Origin of the sequence: Pseudobutyrivibrio sp. AR14 (assembly GCF_900101325.1) — a bacterium.
GTDB lineage: Bacteria > Bacillota > Clostridia > Lachnospirales > Lachnospiraceae > Pseudobutyrivibrio.
In genome coordinates this window covers 142,741-166,008 of sequence record NZ_FMUY01000002.1, presented here as the reverse complement: position 1 = coordinate 166,008, position 23,268 = coordinate 142,741, and the positions used below count along the sequence as shown (strand labels likewise).

Below are 23,268 nucleotides of genomic sequence, written 5' to 3'. Positions count from 1 at the left end.
ATGAACCCTTCTCCTCTTTAGGTTACATATACAAAATGTTATTTTGCCTCTCGGCGTTTCTTAATAATGTCCACAAGTACGGCTGCAATTAATACAAGACCTGTAATAATCTGCTGCCAGTTAGCCTGCAAACCAACAAATGGTAATCCTGTTTTAAGTAAGCAAATTACAAATACACCTATCAATGTACCTTCTATGCTTCCTGCACCACCTGTAGCTGATACACCACCAATGATTGCTCCACCGATTGCCTCAAGCTCAAATCCTGCACCAGTTCCCGGCTGAACTGTAGGGAATACTGCTGCATAGGCAATAGATGCAAGACCTGCAAAAAATCCAGAAATAACATAAGCCATAATGTGATAGAACTTAACATTGATTCCTGAAAGAACTGCTGCTTCCTTGTTACTGCCAATAGCAATTGTGTATCGACCTATCTTTGTGTGGTTAAGTACAAATGCCATAATAGCTACAATAATAAGAATCCAAATGAAACCGATTGGAATTTTCGTACCCCCAATCTGCATCTTAAAAATACTTCTAAACCAGCTTCCTGGAGCACCAGCTGTAGGCCATGAAATACCAAAGCCCTTTGAACATATTGAACCTAAGCCTCTAGTTATCATGCAGGTACATAAGGTTGCAAGAAATGGTGGCAGCCCCATTACCGCTATAAGTACACCATTTGCAAATCCAATAAGGATACCAAACAACACACTAACTAGTAATCCAAGTCCCGTTGGCCATCCAAGGTGAACTACAAGATAACCACCTGCCAGTGAATAGCAAATAAGTCCTGTACCAATAGAAAGATCTACGCCACCTGTAATAAGCGGGAATGTTACACCTATCGCCATAAGCACGATGTAATATGAAAAATCAAAAATATTAAGTACAGTAGTATATTTCCTAAAATCCTGACTTGCTATTGAAAAAAATGTAAATAAAACTATTACCACCAGAAGAACAATAAACTTCTGACCACCCAGCTTGGCAAAGATGGATTTTTTCTTTAAATCGCCTGCCATTATTCTCCCTCCTACTAACTAATCTCTCTGGTAGCCATATTCATAATCTTTTCCTGTGAAACCTCTTCGATTCCAAGTTCACCTGTTACCTTGCCTTCACACATAACTATGATACGGTCACTCATTCTAAGTATTTCTGTCATTTCAGAGGAAATCATAATAATGGATTTGCCCTCCGCAGCTAATCGATTCATTAGCTTGTAGATTTCATTTTTAGCACCAACGTCGATACCTCTTGTGGGTTCATCAAATATAAGTATCTCTGAATCACGTACAAGCCATTTTGCAATAACTACCTTCTGCTGATTACCACCTGAAAGATTAACTACCAGCTGGTCGATGCTAGGTGTTTTAGTTGCTAGAGAATCAACATATTTCTTAGTAATTTCATTCTCCTTCTTCTTGTTGATGAAGATACCTTTCATGTACTTTTCTAGAGTTGCTAGAGTAGAGTTTTCAGCAATAGTCTTTTGAACTACAATACCGAATCTCTTTCTATCCTCTGAAAGATATCCAATACCATTTTTAACTGCATCTTCTGGAGAATTGATTTCCACCTTTTTACCGTTGATATAAATATCTCCGCTTTCCTTTGGGTCTGCTCCAAATATGGCTCTGGCTGTCTCAGTACGTCCAGCACCCATAAGACCAGAAAATCCTAAAATCTCTCCTTTTCTTAGCTCAAAGCTAACATCCTGAACCATCTTGCCAGCATTAAGATGCTCAACCTTAAGTACTACTGGTGCATCCTCTGGAACAAGACTCTTTGTCTTTGGCTCCTCATAGATAACACGACCAACCATCATGTTGATAATGTCATCTTTTGTACAATCCTTAGTGATTAACGTACCAACATAGCCGCCATCTCTCATGACTGTGACTCTGTCAGTTATCACCTTAATCTCATCCATTCTGTGTGAGATATAAACAATACCAAGCTGCTGCTCTTTTAAATCTCTAATAATCTTGAAAAGCTCAGCTATCTCTGATTCTGTAAGAGCAGCTGATGGCTCATCAAAGACAATTACCTTTGCCTCATGTGAAATAGCCTTTGCTATCTCGCACATCTGCTGCTTACCTACTGTCAAATCTGACATGGTGTCTGTAGGGTCAATATCGATATTTAATCTCTGAAAAAGCTTTCTAGCCTCCTCATTCATTTTCTTGTCATCGATTTTTAATCCCTTTTTGAACTCTCTTCCAATGAAAATGTTTTGAGCAACAGTAAGATGTCCTACCATGTTTAGCTCCTGGTGAACTATAACTACACCAGCATCCTGAGCTTCTCTGGCATTATGGAATTCAACTTCCTTGCCCTCGAATTCTATTGTTCCAGAATCCTTTGTATAGATACCGGTAAGTACCTTCATAAGTGTTGACTTGCCAGCACCATTCTCTCCCATGAGGGCATGTACTTCGCCCCTCTTTACGTCGAAATGCACATGGTCTAGTGCGTGTACACCAGGGAAAGATTTGTCAATGTCATTCATTGTAAGTATTACTTCTCCCATTTTATCCCCCTCCTGGCTAATTCTTTCTACGTCTAGCAACAACATCCGCATATACGGCAACGATAACAATAATACCTGTAATAATCAGCTGGTAATCCTTGGTAAATCCAAGAGCAAGAATACCTTCCTGCAAAAGTGCGATTATGAAAACGCCGATTACCGTACCGCTTATGGAAGCAAGGCCTCCGGCCATTGATGTACCTCCCATAACGCATCCTGCAATAGCTTCGTTGTTGTATTGATCACCGTAACCTGGCTGAACAGTTGTGTATGCACCTACAAAGAAAATTGCAGCGATACCAACTAACACACCACATATAACATAGGCAAGCATTTCCCATTTTTTAGTGTTAACGCCCGATAGTCTAACCGCTTCGCGATTGCTTCCAAGACATAGGATGTAACGACCTGGCTTTGTCTTGTTTAAAAGCAATGCACATACAACTGCAACCAAAATAAATATCACAAGTCCCACTGGGAAGTTGCCAATCTTAACTAACTGTCTAAACCATCCACCTGCCGCAAGCTGTGGCCATGACACCGACTGTGTCTTCGTAAATACGGATGCAACACCCTTTGCTATATTCATGCTGGCCATTGATACGATAAATGGTGGAACTGACCAGTATGCAACCAAATATCCATTAAATAAACCAAAGCAAAAACCAACAAATACGCTAATGAGAAGTGCCAGTCCCATTGGTACTCCTAAGCTCGTAAGGCTATATCCAGAGATAAGCGCCGCACAAAACATTACAGGTCCAATGGAGAAATCAATACCTCCTGTAGCAATTACAAATGTTACCCCAAGTGACAGGAATCCTAAGAAATACGCATAGTTCAGTGCACTAAGAATTCTTGGTAATCCTGCAAAGTTTCCTCCTGTAGCCACACAAAACAGCGTGTACATTAAAAGGATGACAAACACCAGTACAATTCTGTTAAATCCCAGTTTCTTAACAATAGGATTTTGTTTAATCTTATCCAATTTTTATTCCCCCCAATCAGAATTATCTAAGCCTTATTTTCGCTGCCACACACTCTAATCTTTTTCTTTACCAGCTCAGTAACCTTCTCCATACCGGCTGCATCATACTTCTTTGGATCAAAAGCCTGCGGATTGTCCTTAAGATATTCTTTTATTCCGTCGCTATAAGCAATTCTAAGTTCTGTAGCGAAATTAACCTTGCTTATACCCCTTTTTATACATTCCTTAACTGTTTCATCAGGCACTCCCGATGCACCGTGTAAAACAAGTGGAATATTAACAACTTTTCTAATCTCTGTAAGTCTGTCTAAATCAAGCTTTGGCTCACCCTTGTAAATACCATGTGCTGTTCCAATGGCAACAGCAAGGGATGTGATTCCAGTCTCTTCAACAAACTTAACTGCATCATCTGGGTCTGTGTATCCAGGGTCATTGCACTCAAGGTCATCTTCTTTTCCGCCAACCTTGCCAAGCTCTGCCTCAACTGGAATACCATTTGGCTTGCAAGCCTCTGCCACTTTTCTTGAAACTGCAATATTGTCCTCAAATGGTTCCTTTGAACCATCAATCATTATTGATGTATATCCAGCCTTTAATGCCTGCATTGCAAGTTCAAAACTGTTTCCGTGATCCAAATGAAGTGCAATTGGAACTGAAGCTTTATTTGCTGCAGCTGCTACATTTGCAACATACAAATCCAGTCCTGCATACTTAACTGTGGATGGTGTAGTCTGTAAAATCGCTGGAGAATTCAATTCCTCACACGCCTTTATTACCGCCATCACCATTTCCATGTTCTCTACGTTAAATGCCCCAATGGCATATCCATTTTTATCTGCTTTACTCATCATTTCTGTAGAAGTAACAAGTGCCATTTTTTTATAACCTCCTCCCAGGTTATGAAGACTTCCGTTCATAAGCGAAACGTTTCGTCCTCACGTATGTATTATCCCACATGCCATATCCATTTACAGGCAATATCTTGTAAAAAAATATGACTATATTCACTTTTAACTAAATTGCATCTGGACAATCTGCGATTGTTCCATCTTCATCCCATAAATCGTGCCAATCTTTTGCTCCTGGCCACAGGAAAACCTGACCTTTTACAAGTCTATTATTCTTCTCAAGACCTGCTATTATCTCCATCTCCTCATCTGTAAGAGGCTCTGTTACAGTGCACTCAAGATTAGCCACATAGTTGTGAATTGAAAATGGAATAGGTATCTGTCCCCTTTGAATTGCCCACTTGAGAGCTATAATTGCTGGATGAACCCCATGAGCCTCAGCAATTTTCTTCATCTCAGGAAGCTGTAAGTCAGCAATATCATCTGGCTCCATATCTCGCTCAGGTCTCATAGGTGAGCCCATTGGCATGTATCCAACTGGCTGAATATCGTGAGCAACTAAATAATCAAACAACTCCTGTTGCTGCATACATGGATGAAGCTCAATCTCACATGCAACTGGCTTGATTTCAAACTTATCAATAACCTGCTCAAGCTTTGGAACAGTCATATTAGAAATTCCGATATGTCTTATAATTCCTTTCTTTACAAGAGCCTCGCACTGTCTGTAGGTATCCATAAATTCTTCCACTGAAAATGGCTTTGAATCAGGATTTCTAGAAGTAACATCACAATGTGGAGCATGATAATTAGGGAAAGGCCAGTGAATAAAGAACAAATCAATATATTCGCATCTAAGATCTGCAATACTTTGTCTTGCACTTTCCTCACAATGTCTGTGCATATCATTCCAAACTTTTGTCATGATATACATATCTTTTCTCTCACATACCCCTTCCTTTAAGGCATCAGCTATAACTTTTCCTATTTCCTTTTCATTTCCATAGCAGGCAGCACAGTCAATCATTCTATAGCCAGCTCTGATAGCCCCTGCCACAGCCTTTGATACTTCATCAGCATCAAATCTGTCTGAACCAAAGGTTCCAAGTCCAACACATGGCACTTTATCGCCTGTGTTTAAAGTAATCTGTGGTACTTTTGTTGCGTCCATTTATTCTTCCCTTTCTACATTTTATTTTTCACTATCAATTAGTATCTTGCCCTTCACAAGGCCCGGTGTTTTAAACATTTCAAAAGCATCCGCAATCTGTGAAAGTGGCATTTTCTTAAAGATGAATGAATCATCATATTTAAGTTCACCAGTGCTAAAATAATGAGCCGTCAAATCCCACTCATCTCCTGGAAATGGCGCAGAATAGCTCATCCATGAACCAGTCAAAATAAATTCCTTTCTATTTATGGCTTCCCACTCATCCACTGTAAATGACAGCTCCTTTGTAGGAGTTCCAATGAAACAAACCCCCGCTTTATTGGCTGCAAGCTTAAAGGCCATCTTCATTGTGATTGTGTTGCCTGCTGTCTCATATACATAGTCAAAGCCTCTGCCACCAGTAATTTCATTTACCTGATCCATAAAATCAGCAGCCCCTGAATTGACTCCATAATCAGCTCCAAGTCTTTTTGCAAGCTCAAGTCTTTCATCTACAATGTCAAATACTGTTACTGACTTGGCACCAAATATTTTTGCCCACTGAGCAGTCATCATTCCGATTGTTCCACCGCCTAAAATGGCTACTGTTTTGCCGCCCTTGTAATCCACTCTTCTAAGTCCATGAAGTGCAACTGTGGCTGGCTCAAAAAGTGCTCCCTGTTCAAAAGACACCTCATCTGCAAATTTAACTGCATTCTTTTCTGGTACCTGAACATATTCTGCGAAGCTTCCAAATTCACGGGAACCAATAAAACTGTAGTGCTTGCAAAGAGAATAATTTCCCTTTTGGCAGTCTGCACATTTCATACAAGGAACAAGTGGAACTCCTGCCACTCTATCTCCTTTTTTTAATGTGGTTACACCTTCTCCCACTTCATCCACAACGCCTGAAAACTCATGTCCCAAAACATTTGGATAATAGTGGCATGCATCGCCGTTTACTCGAGGTACATCTGAGCCACAAATACCTGTGTATTTAACCTTTACAATTACCTTGCCAGGCTCTATCTCTGGCTTTTTGATATCCTCATATCTGATATCATTTCTTGCGTGTACAACTCCTGCTTTCATCTCATCTTCTCCTAATATCTGCTAAATGTTTCCCTTAGATCTCCGTAGAGTTCTAAATATAATTCCATGCTCTTTTCGTAGGCTTTGTGATTTTCTGGATTCGGCTCATGAACCCTTGTAATGTTGATAGTTTTTTTCACCGCCTGCTCATAAGAGCTATAGATACCTGTTCCTATTCCAGCTAAAATTACCGCGCCAAGTGTTGTTGCAGTATCTGAAGCTGGCACTACAATTCTGCAGCCTGTAACATCTGCTTTTATCTGGGTCCAAAGCTTTGAATTAGCTGAACCTCCCATAGAATTAAGCACCTCTACTTTTGCGCCTGTTTCCTTGGCAACCCTAAGATTATGTTCAAGTGAAAATGCCACCCCTTCAAGAACCGCTCTTGTCATATCTGCTCTAGTCTTGTCAAAGGAAAGTCCATAGAAAACTCCCTTTGCATCTGGGTTCCAAATTGGGGAACGTTCACCTGACATATAAGGTAAAAATGTAACTCCATCAGAGCCTACAGGCACAAGTTCCGCTTCTTTTGTAAGCTGATCAAAGCTTTCATCCTTGCCAAATTCCTGTCTAAACCACCTTAAGGCTCCGCCACCTCCTACTGTACCGCCTTGTAAAAGCCACATTCCTGGCACCACATGAGGGCTCAGTATTAGGTCCTTATGAGCCATTGCCTTATTCAAGCAGATGCTCATTCCTCCTGCCTGGCCACCCTGTTCCTGAGTCTGCCCCGTCTTATAAACACCAGCTCCTAGAGCTCCACAGGCTGCATCAAGTCCTCCTGCCACAACTGGAGTCCCGGCCTTTAGTCCAGTAAGTTCCGCCGCTTCATTTGTTACCTGTCCTACCACTTCATCACACTCGTAAAGATGAGGCACCAAATCCACTGACAGTCCTAATTCCTCAGCTAAATCACTGTCATAAAACAGTTCTTTACTATCAAAAAAATGTAGTCCATAACCCTGAGATAAATCTTGGCTCATTTTTCCTGTCAGCTTGTAAACTATAAAGCTGTTACTCTGTAAAAATTTAAATGTCTTTTCAAATATCTCAGGCTTATTTTCCTTGAACCAAAGCATCTTTGGTGTAGTGTAACTAGGTAAAAACTTGTTGCCAGCCACATTGAAAATCCTATCTTCTCCAAGGTTTTCCGTTACCTTTTCGCAAATATCCCTAGCCCTGGTATCCATCCAAATAGGTGTGTTGTAAAGTACATTTCCTGCTCTATCCACAGGAATTGCTGACCAGCTTTGACCATCAACACCGATACCCTTGATATCTTCCGGAGATACTTTTTTATCTGCAAATACGCCCTTAATTCCCTTTACTATGGCCTTCCACCATTCATTTGGGTCCTGTTCCACATATCCCGGATGTGGATAATAGACACCGTAGGATTCGTTCGCCTGCGAAATAACAGTTCCGTCCTCATCGAAAACAGCTATTTTACAGGCAGATGTACCTATGTCTATTCCCAGTAATTTTGCTCCCATAACATTCTTCCTTTATTAATTAAGCTTTTTTATCGAGTTTCCCTTTTCAATTTTTGTTCCTAAAATATATTCAATTGGAGGTTCGTGTTCCTTGTCACCAATCCTCTTTAACACTAGGTTTGCAGCTCTTTTGCCCATTTCTTTCATAGGCTGGATAACCATTGTCATCTTAGGTTGAACAATGTGGGTTAATATCAAATTGTCAAACCCCATTATTGAAATATCCTCAGGACATGAATACTTGGATTCGTTTACCGCCATAACAGCACCAAGTGTTACTTCATAGTTTGTTGTAAAGACCCCAGTAGGCTTGTTCTTAAGAGCTAAAAGCTGCTTCATACTCTCATATCCATGCTCTATAGAATGAAAACCAGGTTTATCAAAATCTTTTTCAACTGTAAGCCCTGCGTCTTCAATAGCCTCCACAAAACCTTTATATCTTTGAAGTCCTGTGTAATTGTGGGCCGAATAAATAACTGCATTTTTCTTATGACCATTTTTTAGAAGCTCATTGGTAGCCTTGTAGGCCGCTTCTCTGTTGTTGATTCGCACGCAGTCAAAATCGCAATTACGAAGAGATCTATCCATCAAAACCACAGGAACCTTTGCTGCTACTGCCGGCTTTAGGAAATCCCCCTTATCTGATACGGGAATCACTATGATTCCATCCACTTTTTTTGATAGGAGAAACTTTATACTTTCCGCTTGATTAGCCTCATCATCTCTGGCATCACATATGATCATGCTGTATCCATTTTCCTTAAGCACATCGCCTATGTATCTAAGCAACAACCCACAGAATATACTAGCCACATTGTGAACCAGCACCCCAATGGAACGGGTCTTATTGGTAACCAGACCTCTTGCCATTTCATTAACCTGATAATTTAGTTCCTTAATGGCAATCTCTATTTTTTCTTTGTTTTCCGGTAAAACATTTCCACCATTTAGATATTTAGAAATAGTGGCAAGTGATAATCCGGTACGCTCTTTTATATCCCTAATTGTTGATGGCAATTTTTCTTCCTCCCCTTACGCATAGGCGAAACGTTTCGCCTTTTGGTCTAAAGCCGCCGGAAGCGTCTTAGCTTCCGGCAAACTCATTTAAAAAATCTCCCTTTAGTTAACGAACTGTTTTATAAAGTGGACCATAAGCTACACAAGCTCTAAAGTCCTGACCTTCCTTGTCTGCGCCAAATGCATTCCATGCTGCTGGTCTGTAGATATCCTCATCTGCCACATTGTGAAGACATACTGGAATTCTGAGCATTGATGCCATTGTGATAATATCTGCGCCTATATGTCCGTATGAAATAGCACCGTGATTTGCGCCCCAGTTATTCATCAGGCTGTAAGCATTTTCAAATGGGCTTCCCTTTTTCCCATCACATCTAGGTGTAAACCATGTACATGGCCATGTGTAATCTGTTCTCTTCCAGAGAGTATCTGAAACCTTTTCTGGAAGTGCCACCGTCCAGCCTTCTGCTATCTGAAGAACAGGGCCTAGATTCTTAACAAGATTAAGTCGAATCATTGTGGCTGGCATTTCTACCTTTGTTTCAAATCTTGATGACCAACCGCCACCTCTAAAGTAACCATTGTCAGCCTCGCACCACTCTACAGCATTCATAATCTTCTTTTGATCTTCATCTGTTATTTCATACCATGGCTTAATGCAAGGATTTCCATCTTTATCATTGCAGACACCTGATGCATCAAGGCAGCATGCTCCTGAATTAATTAGGTGAATGATTCCGTCTGCCTCCTTAGCGTGCCCCTCTAATGTATAGTCAGTAACTCGTTTCACCGACTCTGTATTCCAGCAAGTTCTCACATCTGCAAACATCTGAGCTCTATTTGTAAGAAGCTTCATAAAAAGCATTCCCAATCCATTTAAAGCATCATTTTCTGTTGCCAAGATAAATGGCTCTCTAGCTCCGTTCCAGTCGAATGATGTATTAAGTACTGCCTCTGGCAAATCACAATTTGGCCAGTGGTCAGTCCACTGTCTCTGCCCCTGGAATCCACCGCAGATAGCATTGTGACCAACAGCTTCTTCCTCTCTTCCCTCTGGAAGATTTGGATTGCCCTGATATAGGTCCTCGATAATGACTGCCATCTTTGCTACGAATTCCCAGTCCTTTTCTTTTTGCTCATCGCTCTTCTTTACAAAATCTGGATTCTTATCAAAGCCTTTTTTACATTCTTTCTTTATCCAGTTGAGAGCCTTTTTATAATCATCTTCGTTGTAAATCTTCTCATCTATTCTTCTAAGAATCTCAACCTCATCAATGGACTCAACTCTCATGCCAAGGTATTCTTCCAAGAAATTCTGGTCCATGATTGAACCGCCAATTCCCATTGTCACTGAGCCAATCTGTAGATACGACTTATCTCTCATTGATGCTGCGGCAACAGCAGCTCTGCCAAATCTAAGTAACTTTTCCTTTACATCCTCAGGAATTACTGTGTCATCAGCCTCCTGAACATCCTTGCCATATATTCCAAATGCTGGAAGTCCCTTCTGTGCATGTGTTGCAAGAACTGATGCAAGATAAACAGCTCCAGGTCTTTCTGTTGCGTTAAGTCCCCAAACACCCTTGATTGTCAGTGGATTCATATCCATTGTCTCTGAGCCGTAGCACCAACAAGGTGTAACAGAAAGCGTAATTGCTACCCCTTCTTTTCTGAACTTTGCCTCACAGGCAGCTGACTCTGCAACTCGACCTATTGTTGTATCTGCGATTACGACTTTAACCGGTTCGCCATTGGAATACTTTATATTCTCCTCAAAAAGCTTTTTTGCCGACTTAGCCATGTTCATGGTCTGTTCTTCAAGTGATTCCCTTACTTTTAGAGGTCCACGACGTCCATCAATACATGGCCTAATACCTATTACAGGATATTCCCCAATATATCTGTTTTTACTCATACTCCATTACCCTCCTTGCGATTCTCATGCCTTAAAGCGAACCGTTACGTTATAAATTGATTATAGGGAATGGATTTTTCCATAAAAAGTGATATACTGAATAAAAATATAACGATATTCACTTTTTGTATTTGGGGGAATAATTATGAAGTATATCGATTATCAAGAACATCGCCAGCACGGCACTTTTAACTTTCCAATTGCTCATTATCATGAGAATCCACACACGCCAAGATACCTTATGACCTATCATTGGCACACTAACTACGAAATTGTCTATATCAGAAAGGGTTCCTTTAATCTCACACTAGACGACAAAACTGAAACCTACCACGAAGGCGACGTGGTGTTCATTTCTGATGGAATGCTACATGGGGGCACACCGACTGACTGTTGGTACGACTGTATTGTTTTCGATTTGAAGATATTGCTTAAGAATAATAATGCCTGCAGCAAGACTGTCCAGGACATCATCAATCATCGAATCAGAATCAACACTTATCTTTCCAAAAACAATCACATTATCTCTGCAATCGTGCAAGACCTATGTAACACCCTTGCCAGAAAACAGACTGGCTATGAATTCAATGTTCAGGGATATTTGTACATTTTATTCGGAGAAATTATCAGAAACGAAATCTACACCAAGAATCCTCTAGATAATGTTACTCTTGAGAGGTTAAACTCCGTTAAAGAGGTCCTATCTTACATTTCAGAAAACTATTCCAACAATATAACTTTGGACCATTTAGCCCATATAGCTGGCATGAATCCAAAATATTTTTGCCGCTATTTTAAATCTATGACCGACAGAACTCCTATTGACTATTTAAATTACTATAGAGTGGAATGTGCTTGTGAAATGCTTTCTACAAAGGATATTTCAATCAGAGAAGTTGCTATTTCATGCGGCTTTAACGATGAAAGCTACTTCATAAAGACATTTAATAAATACAAAAACATTACGCCAAAGCAGTTTATGAAACGCTCCTTTTCAGCTTGAGGGTTATAGGGATGTTTCAATTCACATTTCTTTTACACTTCCTTAACACTTATGTGCTACTTTAAATATAGAGCGAGGCATACTTAATTACTTGCAATAAGTTTAAAGGAGGGTTGAGATATGAAAAAAAGAATATCGGCAGCAGCATTATCGCTTATACTGTTCCTTGCAATCTTTTCTTTCATTCCTTTCAATACCGTCTATGCCGCTAGTAAAATCACTTTGGCAGATGCCAGAGAAATAGCTCTAAAAGATGCCGGATTGGAAGAAAATGATGTAACAATTGCAAAAGCAAAAAGTGAATACGTCTTAGGGGTAAAACAATACGAGATTGTCTTCTTCTACGGAACAACTGAATACAGCTATGAAATAGATGTGACAGGTGATATTATTTCTTCTGAAGTGGAATTAGAATCAATTCACGCAGAAGAAAACCCTAGAGAATCACTTGATGATACAAATCCATCATCCAGCGTGGAAAATATAACAGAGGATGATGCTCTTGAAATTGCCCTAGCTGATGCCAGCTACACAAAAGACGATTTGAGATATTCAAAAGTTACAAAAGATTATATTGATGGCAGAGGCATATATGAAGTTCTCTTCATAGTGGGAAGATATCAATATAGTTACGATATCGAAATCGAAACAGGAAATATAATCAATTACGAAGTCTCATAAACAATTAGATACTAGCATAGCAAAAACGGTCACCTCATTTTGAGGTGACCTTTAATAATTTAGCTGCAGTATTTATCTCTAAGCTCATTTGCTGCTTTTACAAGATTTATAAGACTTGCTTTAGTCTCTGTCTCTCCTCTTGTCTTAAGTCCGCAATCAGGATTTATCCATAACTTTTTATCATCTACTCTTTTAAGCATCTTATCGACTCCAGCTACTATCTCATCTACTGAAGGAATTCTTGGACTATGAATATCGTAAACACTAGGGCCAACAGCTGTTCTAAAATGATTTTCCTTGAGAGAATCAAGAATCTGCAAATCAGAACGTGATGCTTCAAAAGTAATTACATCTGCATCCATAGCATCTATAGCAGGAATAATATCTGTAAACTCACTATAACACATATGTGTGTGTATCTGAGTTGTCTCCTTTACACCGCTTGCCACAAGTCTAAATGCTGGAATAGCAAAATCCAAATATTCCTTATACCAGTCAGATTTTCTGAGAGGTAACTTTTCTCTTAAAGCTGCCTCATCAATCTGAATAATTCCTATTCCATTGGCCTCTAAATCAAGTACCTCATCACGAATTGCAAGAGCAATCTGAAGCATGCTTTCCTTGACAGAAATATCTTCTCTTGGGAATGACCAGTTAAATATAGTTACAGGTCCTGTAAGCATTCCCTTCACTGGCTTATCAGTACAGCTTGATGCGAACTTAGCCCATTCTACTGTAATAGGACTTTTTCTTGATACATCGCCCCATATTACTGGTGGCTTAACGCATCTGGTTCCATAGGACTGTACCCATGCTTTTTTTGTAAAAAGATAGCCCTCTAAGTGCTCGCCAAAATATTCCACCATATCGTTTCGCTCATATTCACCATGAACCAAAACATCAAGGCCTATTTCTTCTTGGAGTTTAATGCAATCCGCAATCTTGTTTTTATTAAACTCTACATACTCTTCCTTTGCTACTTTGCCCTTTCTAAATAGCTGTCTTGTACGTCTCACATCTTCTGTCTGAGGGAAAGAGCCAATTGTAGTTGTTGGGAAAAGTGGTAGATTCAAGCATTCACTCTGAGCAGCTGCCCTTTTGTCAAAATCAGGAACTCTTCTATAATCAGACTCCTTAATATTTGCCACTCTCTCTTTAACCGCCTCATCAACACTATTAATTCTGCCTGTAAATAATGATTTATTTCGCTCAAGGATGTCACTATTTCCATCACCATCGGCCAAAACCGAAAGTTCCTTAATTTCTGAAAGCTTTTCAAGTGCGAAAGAGAAATGCTTTTTATATTCTTCTGGTAAATCTGTTTCGCTTTCAAGTGTATATGGCACATGAAGCAAAGAACATGAAGTAGAAACAACTATTTTAGCATTTGTATTGCTTTTAAGCTTTTCAATTATTTCAAGAGAATTCTCATAGTTATTTCTCCAAATATTTTTGCCGTTAACTACACCTGCAAATAAATATTTATTCTTTGGAAATCCAAAAGTCTCCACTAAATCAAGTGTCTTTTTCCCTTCCACAAAATCTAATCCGATTCCATCGAAATCATACTGAATCAGCTGATCATATATATCTCTTACATCACCAAAATATGTCTGAAGAAGAAGTCTCACACCGCCACTTGCAGCAGTTATCTTATCGTATATACGTTTAAATAATGCCTTATCCTCAAATGTCAAATCCATTACCAAATATGGCTCATCAATCTGTAACCAGTGAGTTAATCTATCATCTAATTTCTTGATAAGCTTTACATATTCTTCAATAAGATCATCAACGAAATCCTCTGCTTTCTTCTCACCTGTATATCTAGCCAATTTTAAAAATGTAAATGGTCCAACAACCACAGGTTTTGTCTCGATTCCTGAGGCCTTGGCAGCATCATATTCATCAAAAAGCTTTGTTCCTACCAACTCAATTTTTGTATCATCCTCAATTTCTGGAACAATATAATGATAATTCGTATTAAACCATTTTTTCATAGCAAGAGCTTTTACATTGCCTTTATCCCCCTGATATCCTCTTGCCATTGAAAAATATGTATCAAGATTTGATAATCCTAATGCCTTATATCTCTTTGGAATAACATTAAATAAAACTGCTGTATCAAGCACATTATCATAAAAAGAGAAATCATTTGAGGAAATAAAATCTATCCCTGCCTCTTTCTGACTAGTTATATTAAAGTGCTTCCATGTGTTTGCCACATTATATAAGTCAGATTCCCCAATCTCACTTCTAAAATATTTTTCTGTTGCAAACTTTAACTCTCTATCCTTTCCAATTCTTGGAAACCCTACTACTGCTGTTTTCATTTCTTTACCCTTTCTTTTTTAATTTACAAAAAGTATAGACCTACTGAATATATAGGTAAAATATAAAAATCAGTCAGCTCACAATAGATTTTATCTATGTCAATCACAATTCATTTATCAAATTCTATTTACAAAAAAATTCTATTATTTTTAAATTTACAATACACCTTTAGCTATTAACTGTTATAATAAATAGAAAATGATGGCGTAACTATCGAAATGCTTAATGGGGGGCACTAAAATGAATGCTAAAAAAATTATCACATCAATTTCAATTCTTACTATTACTGTTATGGGCTTTGTTGCCTGCGGAAAAGATTTAAGTTCCGATCCTCCATTCACTACTTTTAACTTTGACACTACATATGATGATATGATTAAGGAATTAGGCGAGCCAGATTCCGAGAAAGAATCTTATTACGGCAACGCATACAATTATTCATCTGATTATTTAGACTTACAGGGAAATGTTCAATATGCCTTCGACGAAGACGGACATATGACCAACATGACTTGGGCATACTTTAGTGAGGATGGCGAGGAAATCACAGATATCTACAACGACTTACACAAGCAGCTTCAAAATAGTCTCGGTAAGACAAAAGAAGCCACCAACACTGTTACCAACCTAGCAGACATTTGGCGTCTAGATAGTGGCAACATTGAGTTGGCAGCTATAGTAACATCAGATTACAACGTAGTAATGTTTACATATCTCTCTCCTGAGTATTCTACATCCTCAGAAGAGCTTGAAGAATAACAATTTATCCTATCTTTTCAATTGTTATTTGATTAATAAGTTTTTCCATATCAGACAAGTTAAACCGGCCGGTCTCCTCTGTCATCGCCGATGCAGCGGAGATTGCGCTGGCTTTTTTTAACGCTTCGGTAAAAGTAAGGCCCTGAGAAAATGAAAGCGCAAATCCTGCAATCATAGAATCCCCACAGCCCACCGTATTTACGGCATCTATCTTAGGTACTATTCCCCTATAGACTCCATCATCACATACCATCAAAGACCCATCTGCCCCAAGAGAAACAACTACAATCTCAACGCCCTTATCTCGTATTTGTTTTGCTGCAGCTATTACCTCTTCAAAAAAGCCTTCCTCATCTACTGAAATTTTTCTTCCTGTGAGCATAGCAATCTCATCAATGTTAGGCTTTATCATAAATGGAATCTCTTCAACTGCTTCTATGAGAAGCTTTCCACTAGTATCCAAAATCACCTTTTTACCAAGGCTTTTCCCTATTGCTATAAGCCTTCTATAACTATTAGAATCCAGGCCCTTTGGAACACTACCTGATATGGTAATGATATCTGAATCCTTGGCAAGTGTCTTAAACTTTTCCTCAAATCCATTCCAATCATTCTCATCAATCACAAATCCTGGTTCCAAAAACTCAGTCTGCTTTTTCTTTTTTGTATCCCATATATTTATGCAAGAACGGCTCTCCGCCTTAACTTTATAGAAGCCATCCTTTACTCCATAATCAGAAAGTCTAGAACATATATAGTCTCCTGCATATCCTCCTACAAAACCGGTAGCAACTACATCAGCCCCTGCAATAGCAAGTGGTTTTGAAACATTAAGGCCCTTTCCTCCAGGTACATATTCGCATTCTAATACCCTATTTACTTCGCCTTCCTCAAAGTTTTCTACCACATAGCGCTTATCAATAGCTGCATTTAAAGTAACTGTTAAAATCATAAATTATGCCCCCATATTCCATAAATTTGCAACTATTATGCACTAGACCATATAAAAAAACTACAAAATGTGTATATCCTTATATTTTTTTACAGAAAAATGCAATCTAAAAATAAAAAAGCTCTCCTCAAATGAGGAGAGCCCATATTGCTATTTATTTGTCCTCGCTATTAAGTGCTCCATCCATTATAGATACAAGCTCTATAGCGCTGCGGAAGTTAAGCTTTTCATCTCTGTCTGCCCATGTAACCTGTCCCTGCCAACTTCCATTTTCACATTTATTTACACGTACAACAAATGTTGCTTCTTTGCCATTATCTGCCATTTCTCCCACCTCCAACTATCTTTACTTTTTAAATAATATCATACATCTAGAAAAATATCATATTTTTCGGTCAAATAATAATTATTATTCAAAATCTAACTCAATTGGACAATGATCTGAGCCAAATACATCAGTGTGAATCTTGGCATCCTTCATTCTATCCTTAAGGTCTTCTGATACTATGAAATAATCAATACGCCATCCAGCATTTTTCTCTCTAGCCTTAAAGCGATATGACCACCAAGAATAGATATCTGCCTGGTCTGGATAGAAATATCTAAAGCTATCTATGAATCCCTCTGACAAAAGCTGAGTCATCTTCTGGCGCTCTTCATCAGTAAAGCCTGCATTTCTACGATTAGTCTTAGGATTTTTAATATCAATTTCTTCGTGGGCAACATTTAAATCGCCACATAAAATAACACCTTTTTTCTCGTTAAGCTTCTTAAGATATGCTCTGAAATCATCCTCCCAAGTCATGCGATAATCAAGACGCTTTAGCTCATTTTGAGAGTTTGGAGTATAGCAAGTAATAAAATAGAAATCCTCAAATTCAAGGGTAATTACTCTTCCCTCATGGTCATGCTCTTCTATTCCAATACCGTAACTTACTGATATTGGCTCCTTTTTTGTAAATATTGCAGTGCCGGAATATCCTTTCTTCTCAGCATAATTCCAGTAGACATGGTAGCCTTCTCTTGTCTCATCAAACTGCCCCTCTGACAGTTTAATCTCCTGCAGACCAATAATATCTGCATCTATGCTGTCAAAGAAATCCCAAAAACCCTTTCCAACAACAGCTCTAAGTCCATTCACATTCCATGAAACGAATTTGCTCATATAGCCTCCTAGTTAGTCCTCAAGGCATCAATAGGATTAAGATTAGCCGCCTGATGACTTGGTAATATACCAAATACTATACCAATAACCATGGAAAAAGCAACTGCTATAAAGGCTGCAGGCCAAGAGATTGCAACTGGAGTTCCACTCATCATTGATATAATCTGGGCAAGGCCAATACCTGAAGCTACGCCTAGCACACCGCCCATAGATGTAAGCACTGCGGCCTCAGTTAAAAACTGCGCCATAATCTTGCCTTTTCTGGCACCGATTGCTTTCTTAAGACCGATTTCTGCAGTACGCTCTGTAACTGAAACAAGCATAATATTCATAACGCCAATACCACCTACCAACAGTGATATTGCAGCAATCCAAATAAGCATTGAATTGGTAGATGATGCCAGCTGCTGAAGCTGCTGAGCCTGCTCTAATAAATCCTTTGACTGATACTTAATAGCATCACTGTCTGGATGAATATTACCATTTAAAATATCTGCAGTCTTCTTCCCTGCTGCTGTCATATCATCAGTGGATTTAGCTCTAACCAAAACATTTTCTGGCTCATCATACTTGTAACTGATTGGCCAGTCAGTAATTGGAATGTAAACTGTTCCTGATTCGTCCTGAGCGTATGTCTGATAATCAGTAATCGAATTGATTACCGGCTCAAATGTAGAACGAGATGCCACAACTCCCACAATTACATAAGAGTCGCCGCCAATTTCCAAAATCTTTCCAATAGGGTCCTCATTTTGAAGAACACCTGAAATAATGCCATCATCAACAATGCAAACCTTTTTATAATCTTTTACCTCTGCATCTGTAAACAATCTTCCTGATTTAACGGTCATATTTGCAGTCTCAAAATAGTCAGTCTCTACACCCTTTACATAACCGCCACTCATGGAATTATTAAGATAGTAAACACCATCATATATCTGTCTGCTAGTATACTTGCTTGCAGATTTTACTTCATCAAGATCCTTAATCTCCTTTAGAATCTCATCTGAAATCTGTGGAACACCGAAAGGTGCCTCACTATAGCTTAAATCAATTGGCCAATCATTCTCATACAGCTGAATATCTACTGTATTAGAGCCTGAGCCAATAAGATTCTGCTTGATTTGCTGATTAGTACCCTCGATAGTAGATACAATAGCGATAATAGCAGCAATACCAATAATAATACCTAGCATTGTAAGGAATGATCTAAGCTTGTGAGTCCAGATTCCTCGGAATGCTAATCTTAAATTCTCAAACATAGGTCCTCCCTTAATAATCAAGCGATTCAACTTTCTTGCATTTGATTCCCTCTATAGCACCATTGCCATAAGGAAATGCAAGACAATCATCCATTGTAATTCCAGACTTTACTTCAAGCATCTCGCCCCAAAGTGACTTGCCGATTTTTACATATACCTTTTCAAGTCTGTTTTTATCATTCATTCTCATAACATAATTTCCACCAGAATCTTTTCTAATAAAGAAATTTGGTATATACATACCGCCGGCTTCCACATTATCTGGTGTAATTGTAATATCTACGGCTGCGCCAATTTCAATACCACTACTTCTATCAAAGCTGGCTTTAAATACGTAGTTACTCACATTAGTATTGCCGCCACCCATGTAGTAGTTGTTCTCTTCTGATGTGTCAGGACTGTCACTGATATCTGTAATCACTGCATCAGCTGTCATTCCATTATCCCAAGACATTACAGATACCTTATCACCTACATGGACGTTGCCAAGATAGAACTCGCCAATAGTTCCAGAGATAAAATACTCATCTGTTGCAGATACAATCATAAATGGCTGGGTGCTATTATAATTGTCAGCACTCTGTACCTTAGAAACTGTTCCAGATACCTTGGCAATCATCTCGCCATTTTCATTGGTATTTTTCATCTCCTCAAGCTGATTAGCCTTGATTCTAAGATCAAGCTCAGCTCTTGCTAAGTCCTTTTTAGTCTGCTCAATTGCCTCTTCCAGCTGAGTTGGTGTATAGCCCTTTGGCTCAATGTACTCTTCGCGAATCTCGCCATGAGGTCCTATACCCTCGTGACCGATAATATTGCCGTTTGAGGTGTCGTAGTACCAGTTACCTACTGTAATTTCCGTAGTAACCTCTTCCTCGTATATTTCGAAAACTGTAGATAAATCTTCAATTTTTCCTAACTCTTCTTTAATAGCATTGATTTTATCTATATCCTTAACTTCATCATATGGATATAAACTAACACTAGAATAATATAATCTACCAAATTCATCACCATTTGGCTCATATTCAATAGAGAATACTCGATCTCCCTCTGTATAATCATCCATAAAAGAAGCACCCTCTTTTACTACATATATCTTTTCGGGAATATATGTAATATCTCTAGTATCCGCCTGAGATGCTATATGCTCAGGAATAGGCGTTGTATTCTCCAATCTTTCCAAACGATTGACGTTAGCAGTATATATCTGCTGAGCCTTTTCAACCTCAAGCTCCTTACCTCTGATATTCTGCGATTCCTTCTTTACTGTAAGGAGAACATCTCCCTCCTCAACATGGTCTCCCTCAGCAAAATTAACACTGAGGACCTCTGTACCAGATGCTAAATATGTAGTCTGTGATTTCTCAGCAGTAACAGTTCCATAGCTTTCAATGGAATCACCCCAATAGCCATCCATTCCATAGGTGGTAAGGGAAACAACCTGTGCTATTTTCTTACCTCGATTATATCTAAAGTAGCCATATAAACCGCCAACCACAAGGCCAGCAATGACAACTATAACAATCAGTGGCTTAATTATCTTTTTCATCATCCACCTCCTGTTCTAGTCCATCATAAAGTCGACCATCTACTATTCTATATGTCTTTTTAGCGTGGCTAGCTATATTTGCATCATGAGTAATCATGATAATTGTAGTACCCTCGTCATTTAACTTCTGAAAAAGGTCCATAATAGCTGCACCACTCTTTTGATCCAGGGCACCTGTTGGCTCATCCGCAAGCAGTACCTTTGGATTATTTACAATAGCTCTTGCTATGGCAACACGCTGTTTTTGTCCACCAGAAAGCTGATCCGGTCTGAATTTCACTCTATCAGCAAGCCCAACTCTTGTCAGGGCATCTATAGCTCTTTTTTCTCTTTCCTTTTTAGGAACTCCAGCATAGCTAAGGGGAAGTGCCACATTCTCGATGGCGTTTTCCTCATTCATAAGATAAAAGCTTTGGAAAACAAATCCGATAGAATTAAGTCTAAGGTCAGACATCTGTCTATCCTTAAGCTTCAGCACATCCTTATCCTCAAATATATATTTTCCAGATGTAGGCTTATCCAAACATCCGATAACGTTCATAAGTGTACTCTTGCCTGAACCAGAGGGTCCCATAATTGCAACGTATTCTCCCTTATCAACAGTGAGAGTTACGTCATTTAAAGCTGGCACCGATGTCTCTGTTCCAGATTCACCATACACCTTAAAAATATTCTCCAACTTTACTATCATGGCTGCACCTCTTGTCCACTGACGGTTTTCATTCCTTCTTTGTAATCATCCATTGGATATGCAATTTTAGTATCTTTATCAATACCACTTACTGCATATACCATCTGCTCCTCATAGTAATCGCCAAGCTCTATAGTCTGTTTTGCAAGTCTATTGCCGTCTTCTACCCAAAGGAAAGGTGTACCATCTTCTTCATAGGAAATGTAGTAATCATAGATGTATGTTCCATCAGAGAAATCCATTTCAGGTGCATCAGTCTTTCCTAATTCGATGTAAACATGCTGTCCCATCATCAATCCTTCTGAATCGTCAAGAGTGACATAGAATGGATATTTTGTAGATGAATTCTCACTGCTTCCACCGTATGAATACATTGAATCAGTATTTTCCTGCTTAGACTCTGTATCTATCTTAGTAATAGTACCAGTCCATGTCTGGGATGCATCTACACGAGATCTAAGTGTAACAGGCTCATCCACATTAATAGCCCACACATTCTGCTCATTAATCTGGCCCTTTATGCGCATCTCACTAGCACCAAGGATAGTTATAAAGGAACCATCTGTGGTGTATGGATTAGTGTCATCTGCAATTTTGGTAACTACTCCAGAAACGGAAGATTTTACAACAGAATTGTTGATTTTTCTATTATTCTCCTCAATTTTGGCATTAGTCTGATCTATATTGTTCTGGGCAATTTGGATATCCGTATTAAGGCCTGCAATCTCGTTGGCAAGGGCCTCTTTTTTGTCCTTATCCTCGTCTGTATCCCCTGTTATCTTATCAAGCTCTTTTTGCTTTTTAGCGATATCATCATTGTACTCTTGGATTGAAAGATTATAGCCTTCAATATCAAATCCGTACTGTACATTTTCTGCCTCTAGATTATCTGTCTTATATGAGAATAGAGGTGTACCTTTTTCAACTGTGTCTCCCTCTGATACAAAAATAGTATCCAATTCTCTTTCTGTACTCTTAGTTACACTGCTAGTCTCCTGGCCCTCCACAACGCCCATGAAAACATCTGATGAATAGCTACTGTTAGCCCCCATTATTTCATCAAGTGTCATAACATAGACCTCTGCAGAATTGTCTACAGACTTTGAGCCTCCCCTAAACAGTCCTTTTTTGTACGCTACGAAACAGCCTCCACCAACTAATAGTGCTGCTACAATAAGCACAATTATTTTTTTCTTCATAACATTCTTCCTTTCTATTTTAAAATCGCATCCGCAACTGTTCTATCTCTACTAATACAGTTATAACATTAATAAAGGGGTAATGCAACACAAACATTACCCCTGTTTTAAAATATTAAATCCAATATAAATCTTATCTACAAAGCAAAGTCTCTCTAGTGGAAACCCATTTATCAGCAAGACATACTATCCAGGCCTCACGGCTCCTTGGCACCTTAGTAAAAGTAAGTGGCCACATATGCGTCTCTATTACAGACTGGGTTCTTTTGCAGATTCCAAAATGAGCAACTGCATTTCTTCTTGCTGTGCGAGAATGAGAAAATCCGTGAAGGCCATTGCCCTCATCTGTCTCATGCCAATCATATAGATAATAATCATGCAGGAATGCACCAACTGTCAGAACATGCTCATCGGCATTAAGGTGCAATCTCTTATTAATCCAATATGAAAGCTTTGTTACACTCTCAGCATGCTCGTATGTAGTAATCTTACCATGCTGAATAAACTGTTTCATTTTCTGAGTCCTCTCGTCATTTCTGAAAGGCTCTAAGATTGTTTCCAATCTCTTGATTTCTTCTGGCTTTAGCTTCATAAATACCTCTTATAACACATCATTTCCCTTGAAGCTAGG

21 protein-coding genes are annotated in these 23,268 nt (G+C 38.9%); 3 read left to right on the top strand and 18 right to left on the bottom strand.

Annotated elements, in window-relative coordinates:
* Window positions 1-38: 38 nt before the first annotated feature.
* The 9 genes from BLP50_RS02500 to BLP50_RS02460 form a co-directional block, all read right to left on the bottom strand.
* Window positions 39-1,028 carry an ABC transporter permease gene (locus BLP50_RS02500; RefSeq protein WP_090150475.1) on the bottom strand — a complete coding sequence of 330 codons (990 nt, stop codon included), beginning with the start codon at window positions 1,026-1,028 and terminating at the stop codon, window positions 39-41.
* Window positions 1,029-1,042: 14 nt separating this feature from the next.
* Window positions 1,043-2,539 (bottom strand): sugar ABC transporter ATP-binding protein, encoded by a 1,497-nt coding sequence (locus BLP50_RS02495; RefSeq protein WP_090150472.1) that lies wholly within the window; start codon window positions 2,537-2,539, stop codon window positions 1,043-1,045.
* A gap of 16 nt (window positions 2,540-2,555) precedes the next feature.
* The gene (locus BLP50_RS02490) at window positions 2,556-3,527 is read right to left on the bottom strand and encodes an ABC transporter permease (protein WP_090150468.1); all 972 of its coding nucleotides are present in this window, start codon (window positions 3,525-3,527) and stop codon (window positions 2,556-2,558) included.
* A gap of 26 nt (window positions 3,528-3,553) precedes the next feature.
* The gene (gene fba, locus BLP50_RS02485; RefSeq protein ID WP_090150464.1) at window positions 3,554-4,402 is read right to left on the bottom strand and encodes a class II fructose-1,6-bisphosphate aldolase; all 849 of its coding nucleotides are present in this window, start codon (window positions 4,400-4,402) and stop codon (window positions 3,554-3,556) included.
* A 139-nt stretch (window positions 4,403-4,541) separates the two neighbouring features.
* Window positions 4,542-5,546: an aldo/keto reductase gene (locus BLP50_RS02480; RefSeq protein ID WP_090150461.1), complete on the bottom strand. Its 1,005-nt coding sequence runs from the start codon at window positions 5,544-5,546 to the stop codon at window positions 4,542-4,544.
* Between the two features lie 21 nt (window positions 5,547-5,567).
* A complete protein-coding gene (locus tag BLP50_RS02475; protein WP_090150458.1) occupies window positions 5,568-6,617 on the bottom strand; it encodes a galactitol-1-phosphate 5-dehydrogenase in 1,050 nt (349 codons plus the stop codon).
* 11 nt (window positions 6,618-6,628) lie between these two features.
* The gene (xylB, locus tag BLP50_RS02470; RefSeq protein WP_090150455.1) at window positions 6,629-8,110 is read right to left on the bottom strand and encodes a xylulokinase; all 1,482 of its coding nucleotides are present in this window, start codon (window positions 8,108-8,110) and stop codon (window positions 6,629-6,631) included.
* A 15-nt stretch (window positions 8,111-8,125) separates the two neighbouring features.
* Window positions 8,126-9,127: a LacI family DNA-binding transcriptional regulator gene (locus BLP50_RS02465; RefSeq protein WP_090150452.1), complete on the bottom strand. Its 1,002-nt coding sequence runs from the start codon at window positions 9,125-9,127 to the stop codon at window positions 8,126-8,128.
* Window positions 9,128-9,233: 106 nt separating this feature from the next.
* The gene (locus BLP50_RS02460) at window positions 9,234-11,042 is read right to left on the bottom strand and encodes an L-fucose isomerase (protein ID WP_090150449.1); all 1,809 of its coding nucleotides are present in this window, start codon (window positions 11,040-11,042) and stop codon (window positions 9,234-9,236) included.
* A gap of 145 nt (window positions 11,043-11,187) precedes the next feature.
* Here BLP50_RS02460 and BLP50_RS02455 point away from each other — a divergent pair, with 145 nt between their 5' ends.
* Both BLP50_RS02455 and BLP50_RS02450 read left to right on the top strand, forming a co-directional pair.
* Window positions 11,188-12,045 carry an AraC family transcriptional regulator gene (locus BLP50_RS02455; RefSeq protein ID WP_090150446.1) on the top strand — a complete coding sequence of 286 codons (858 nt, stop codon included), beginning with the start codon at window positions 11,188-11,190 and terminating at the stop codon, window positions 12,043-12,045.
* Window positions 12,046-12,165: 120 nt separating this feature from the next.
* Entirely contained in the window at window positions 12,166-12,726 is a 561-nt protein-coding gene (locus BLP50_RS02450) for a PepSY domain-containing protein (protein ID WP_090150442.1), read from the top strand.
* Window positions 12,727-12,785: 59 nt separating this feature from the next.
* Here BLP50_RS02450 and metE read toward each other — a convergent pair whose 3' ends face one another.
* A complete protein-coding gene (gene metE / locus BLP50_RS02445) occupies window positions 12,786-15,059 on the bottom strand; it encodes a 5-methyltetrahydropteroyltriglutamate--homocysteine S-methyltransferase (RefSeq protein WP_090150439.1) in 2,274 nt (757 codons plus the stop codon).
* Between the two features lie 241 nt (window positions 15,060-15,300).
* On the opposite strand from metE, the gene BLP50_RS02440 reads away from it, so the two are divergent.
* Complete coding sequence (locus BLP50_RS02440; RefSeq protein WP_090150436.1) at window positions 15,301-15,819, top strand: hypothetical protein; 519 nt, start codon at window positions 15,301-15,303, stop codon at window positions 15,817-15,819.
* 4 nt (window positions 15,820-15,823) lie between these two features.
* Here the strand turns inward: BLP50_RS02440 and pfkB are convergent, their stop codons facing one another.
* From pfkB to BLP50_RS02405, 8 genes are all read right to left on the bottom strand, one after another.
* Window positions 15,824-16,771 (bottom strand): 1-phosphofructokinase, encoded by a 948-nt coding sequence (gene pfkB, locus BLP50_RS02435; protein ID WP_090150433.1) that lies wholly within the window; start codon window positions 16,769-16,771, stop codon window positions 15,824-15,826.
* A 154-nt stretch (window positions 16,772-16,925) separates the two neighbouring features.
* Window positions 16,926-17,096 (bottom strand): hypothetical protein, encoded by a 171-nt coding sequence (locus BLP50_RS14270; RefSeq protein ID WP_176753657.1) that lies wholly within the window; start codon window positions 17,094-17,096, stop codon window positions 16,926-16,928.
* A gap of 84 nt (window positions 17,097-17,180) precedes the next feature.
* Window positions 17,181-17,936 (bottom strand): exodeoxyribonuclease III, encoded by a 756-nt coding sequence (locus tag BLP50_RS02430; protein ID WP_090150430.1) that lies wholly within the window; start codon window positions 17,934-17,936, stop codon window positions 17,181-17,183.
* Between the two features lie 8 nt (window positions 17,937-17,944).
* Complete coding sequence (locus tag BLP50_RS02425; RefSeq protein ID WP_090150426.1) at window positions 17,945-19,198, bottom strand: ABC transporter permease; 1,254 nt, start codon at window positions 19,196-19,198, stop codon at window positions 17,945-17,947.
* A gap of 10 nt (window positions 19,199-19,208) precedes the next feature.
* On the bottom strand, window positions 19,209-20,747 hold the full coding sequence (locus BLP50_RS02420; protein ID WP_090150423.1) for an efflux RND transporter periplasmic adaptor subunit: 1,539 nt from the start codon (window positions 20,745-20,747) through the stop codon (window positions 19,209-19,211).
* A complete protein-coding gene (locus tag BLP50_RS02415; protein WP_090150419.1) occupies window positions 20,731-21,438 on the bottom strand; it encodes an ABC transporter ATP-binding protein in 708 nt (235 codons plus the stop codon). The genes BLP50_RS02420 and BLP50_RS02415 overlap by 17 nt, the downstream gene beginning before the upstream one ends.
* Window positions 21,435-22,637 carry an efflux RND transporter periplasmic adaptor subunit gene (locus tag BLP50_RS02410; protein WP_090150416.1) on the bottom strand — a complete coding sequence of 401 codons (1,203 nt, stop codon included), beginning with the start codon at window positions 22,635-22,637 and terminating at the stop codon, window positions 21,435-21,437. The genes BLP50_RS02415 and BLP50_RS02410 overlap by 4 nt, the downstream gene beginning before the upstream one ends.
* Window positions 22,638-22,770: 133 nt before the next feature.
* Complete coding sequence (locus BLP50_RS02405) at window positions 22,771-23,229, bottom strand: HD domain-containing protein (protein WP_090150413.1); 459 nt, start codon at window positions 23,227-23,229, stop codon at window positions 22,771-22,773.
* Window positions 23,230-23,268: the final 39 nt, after the last annotated feature.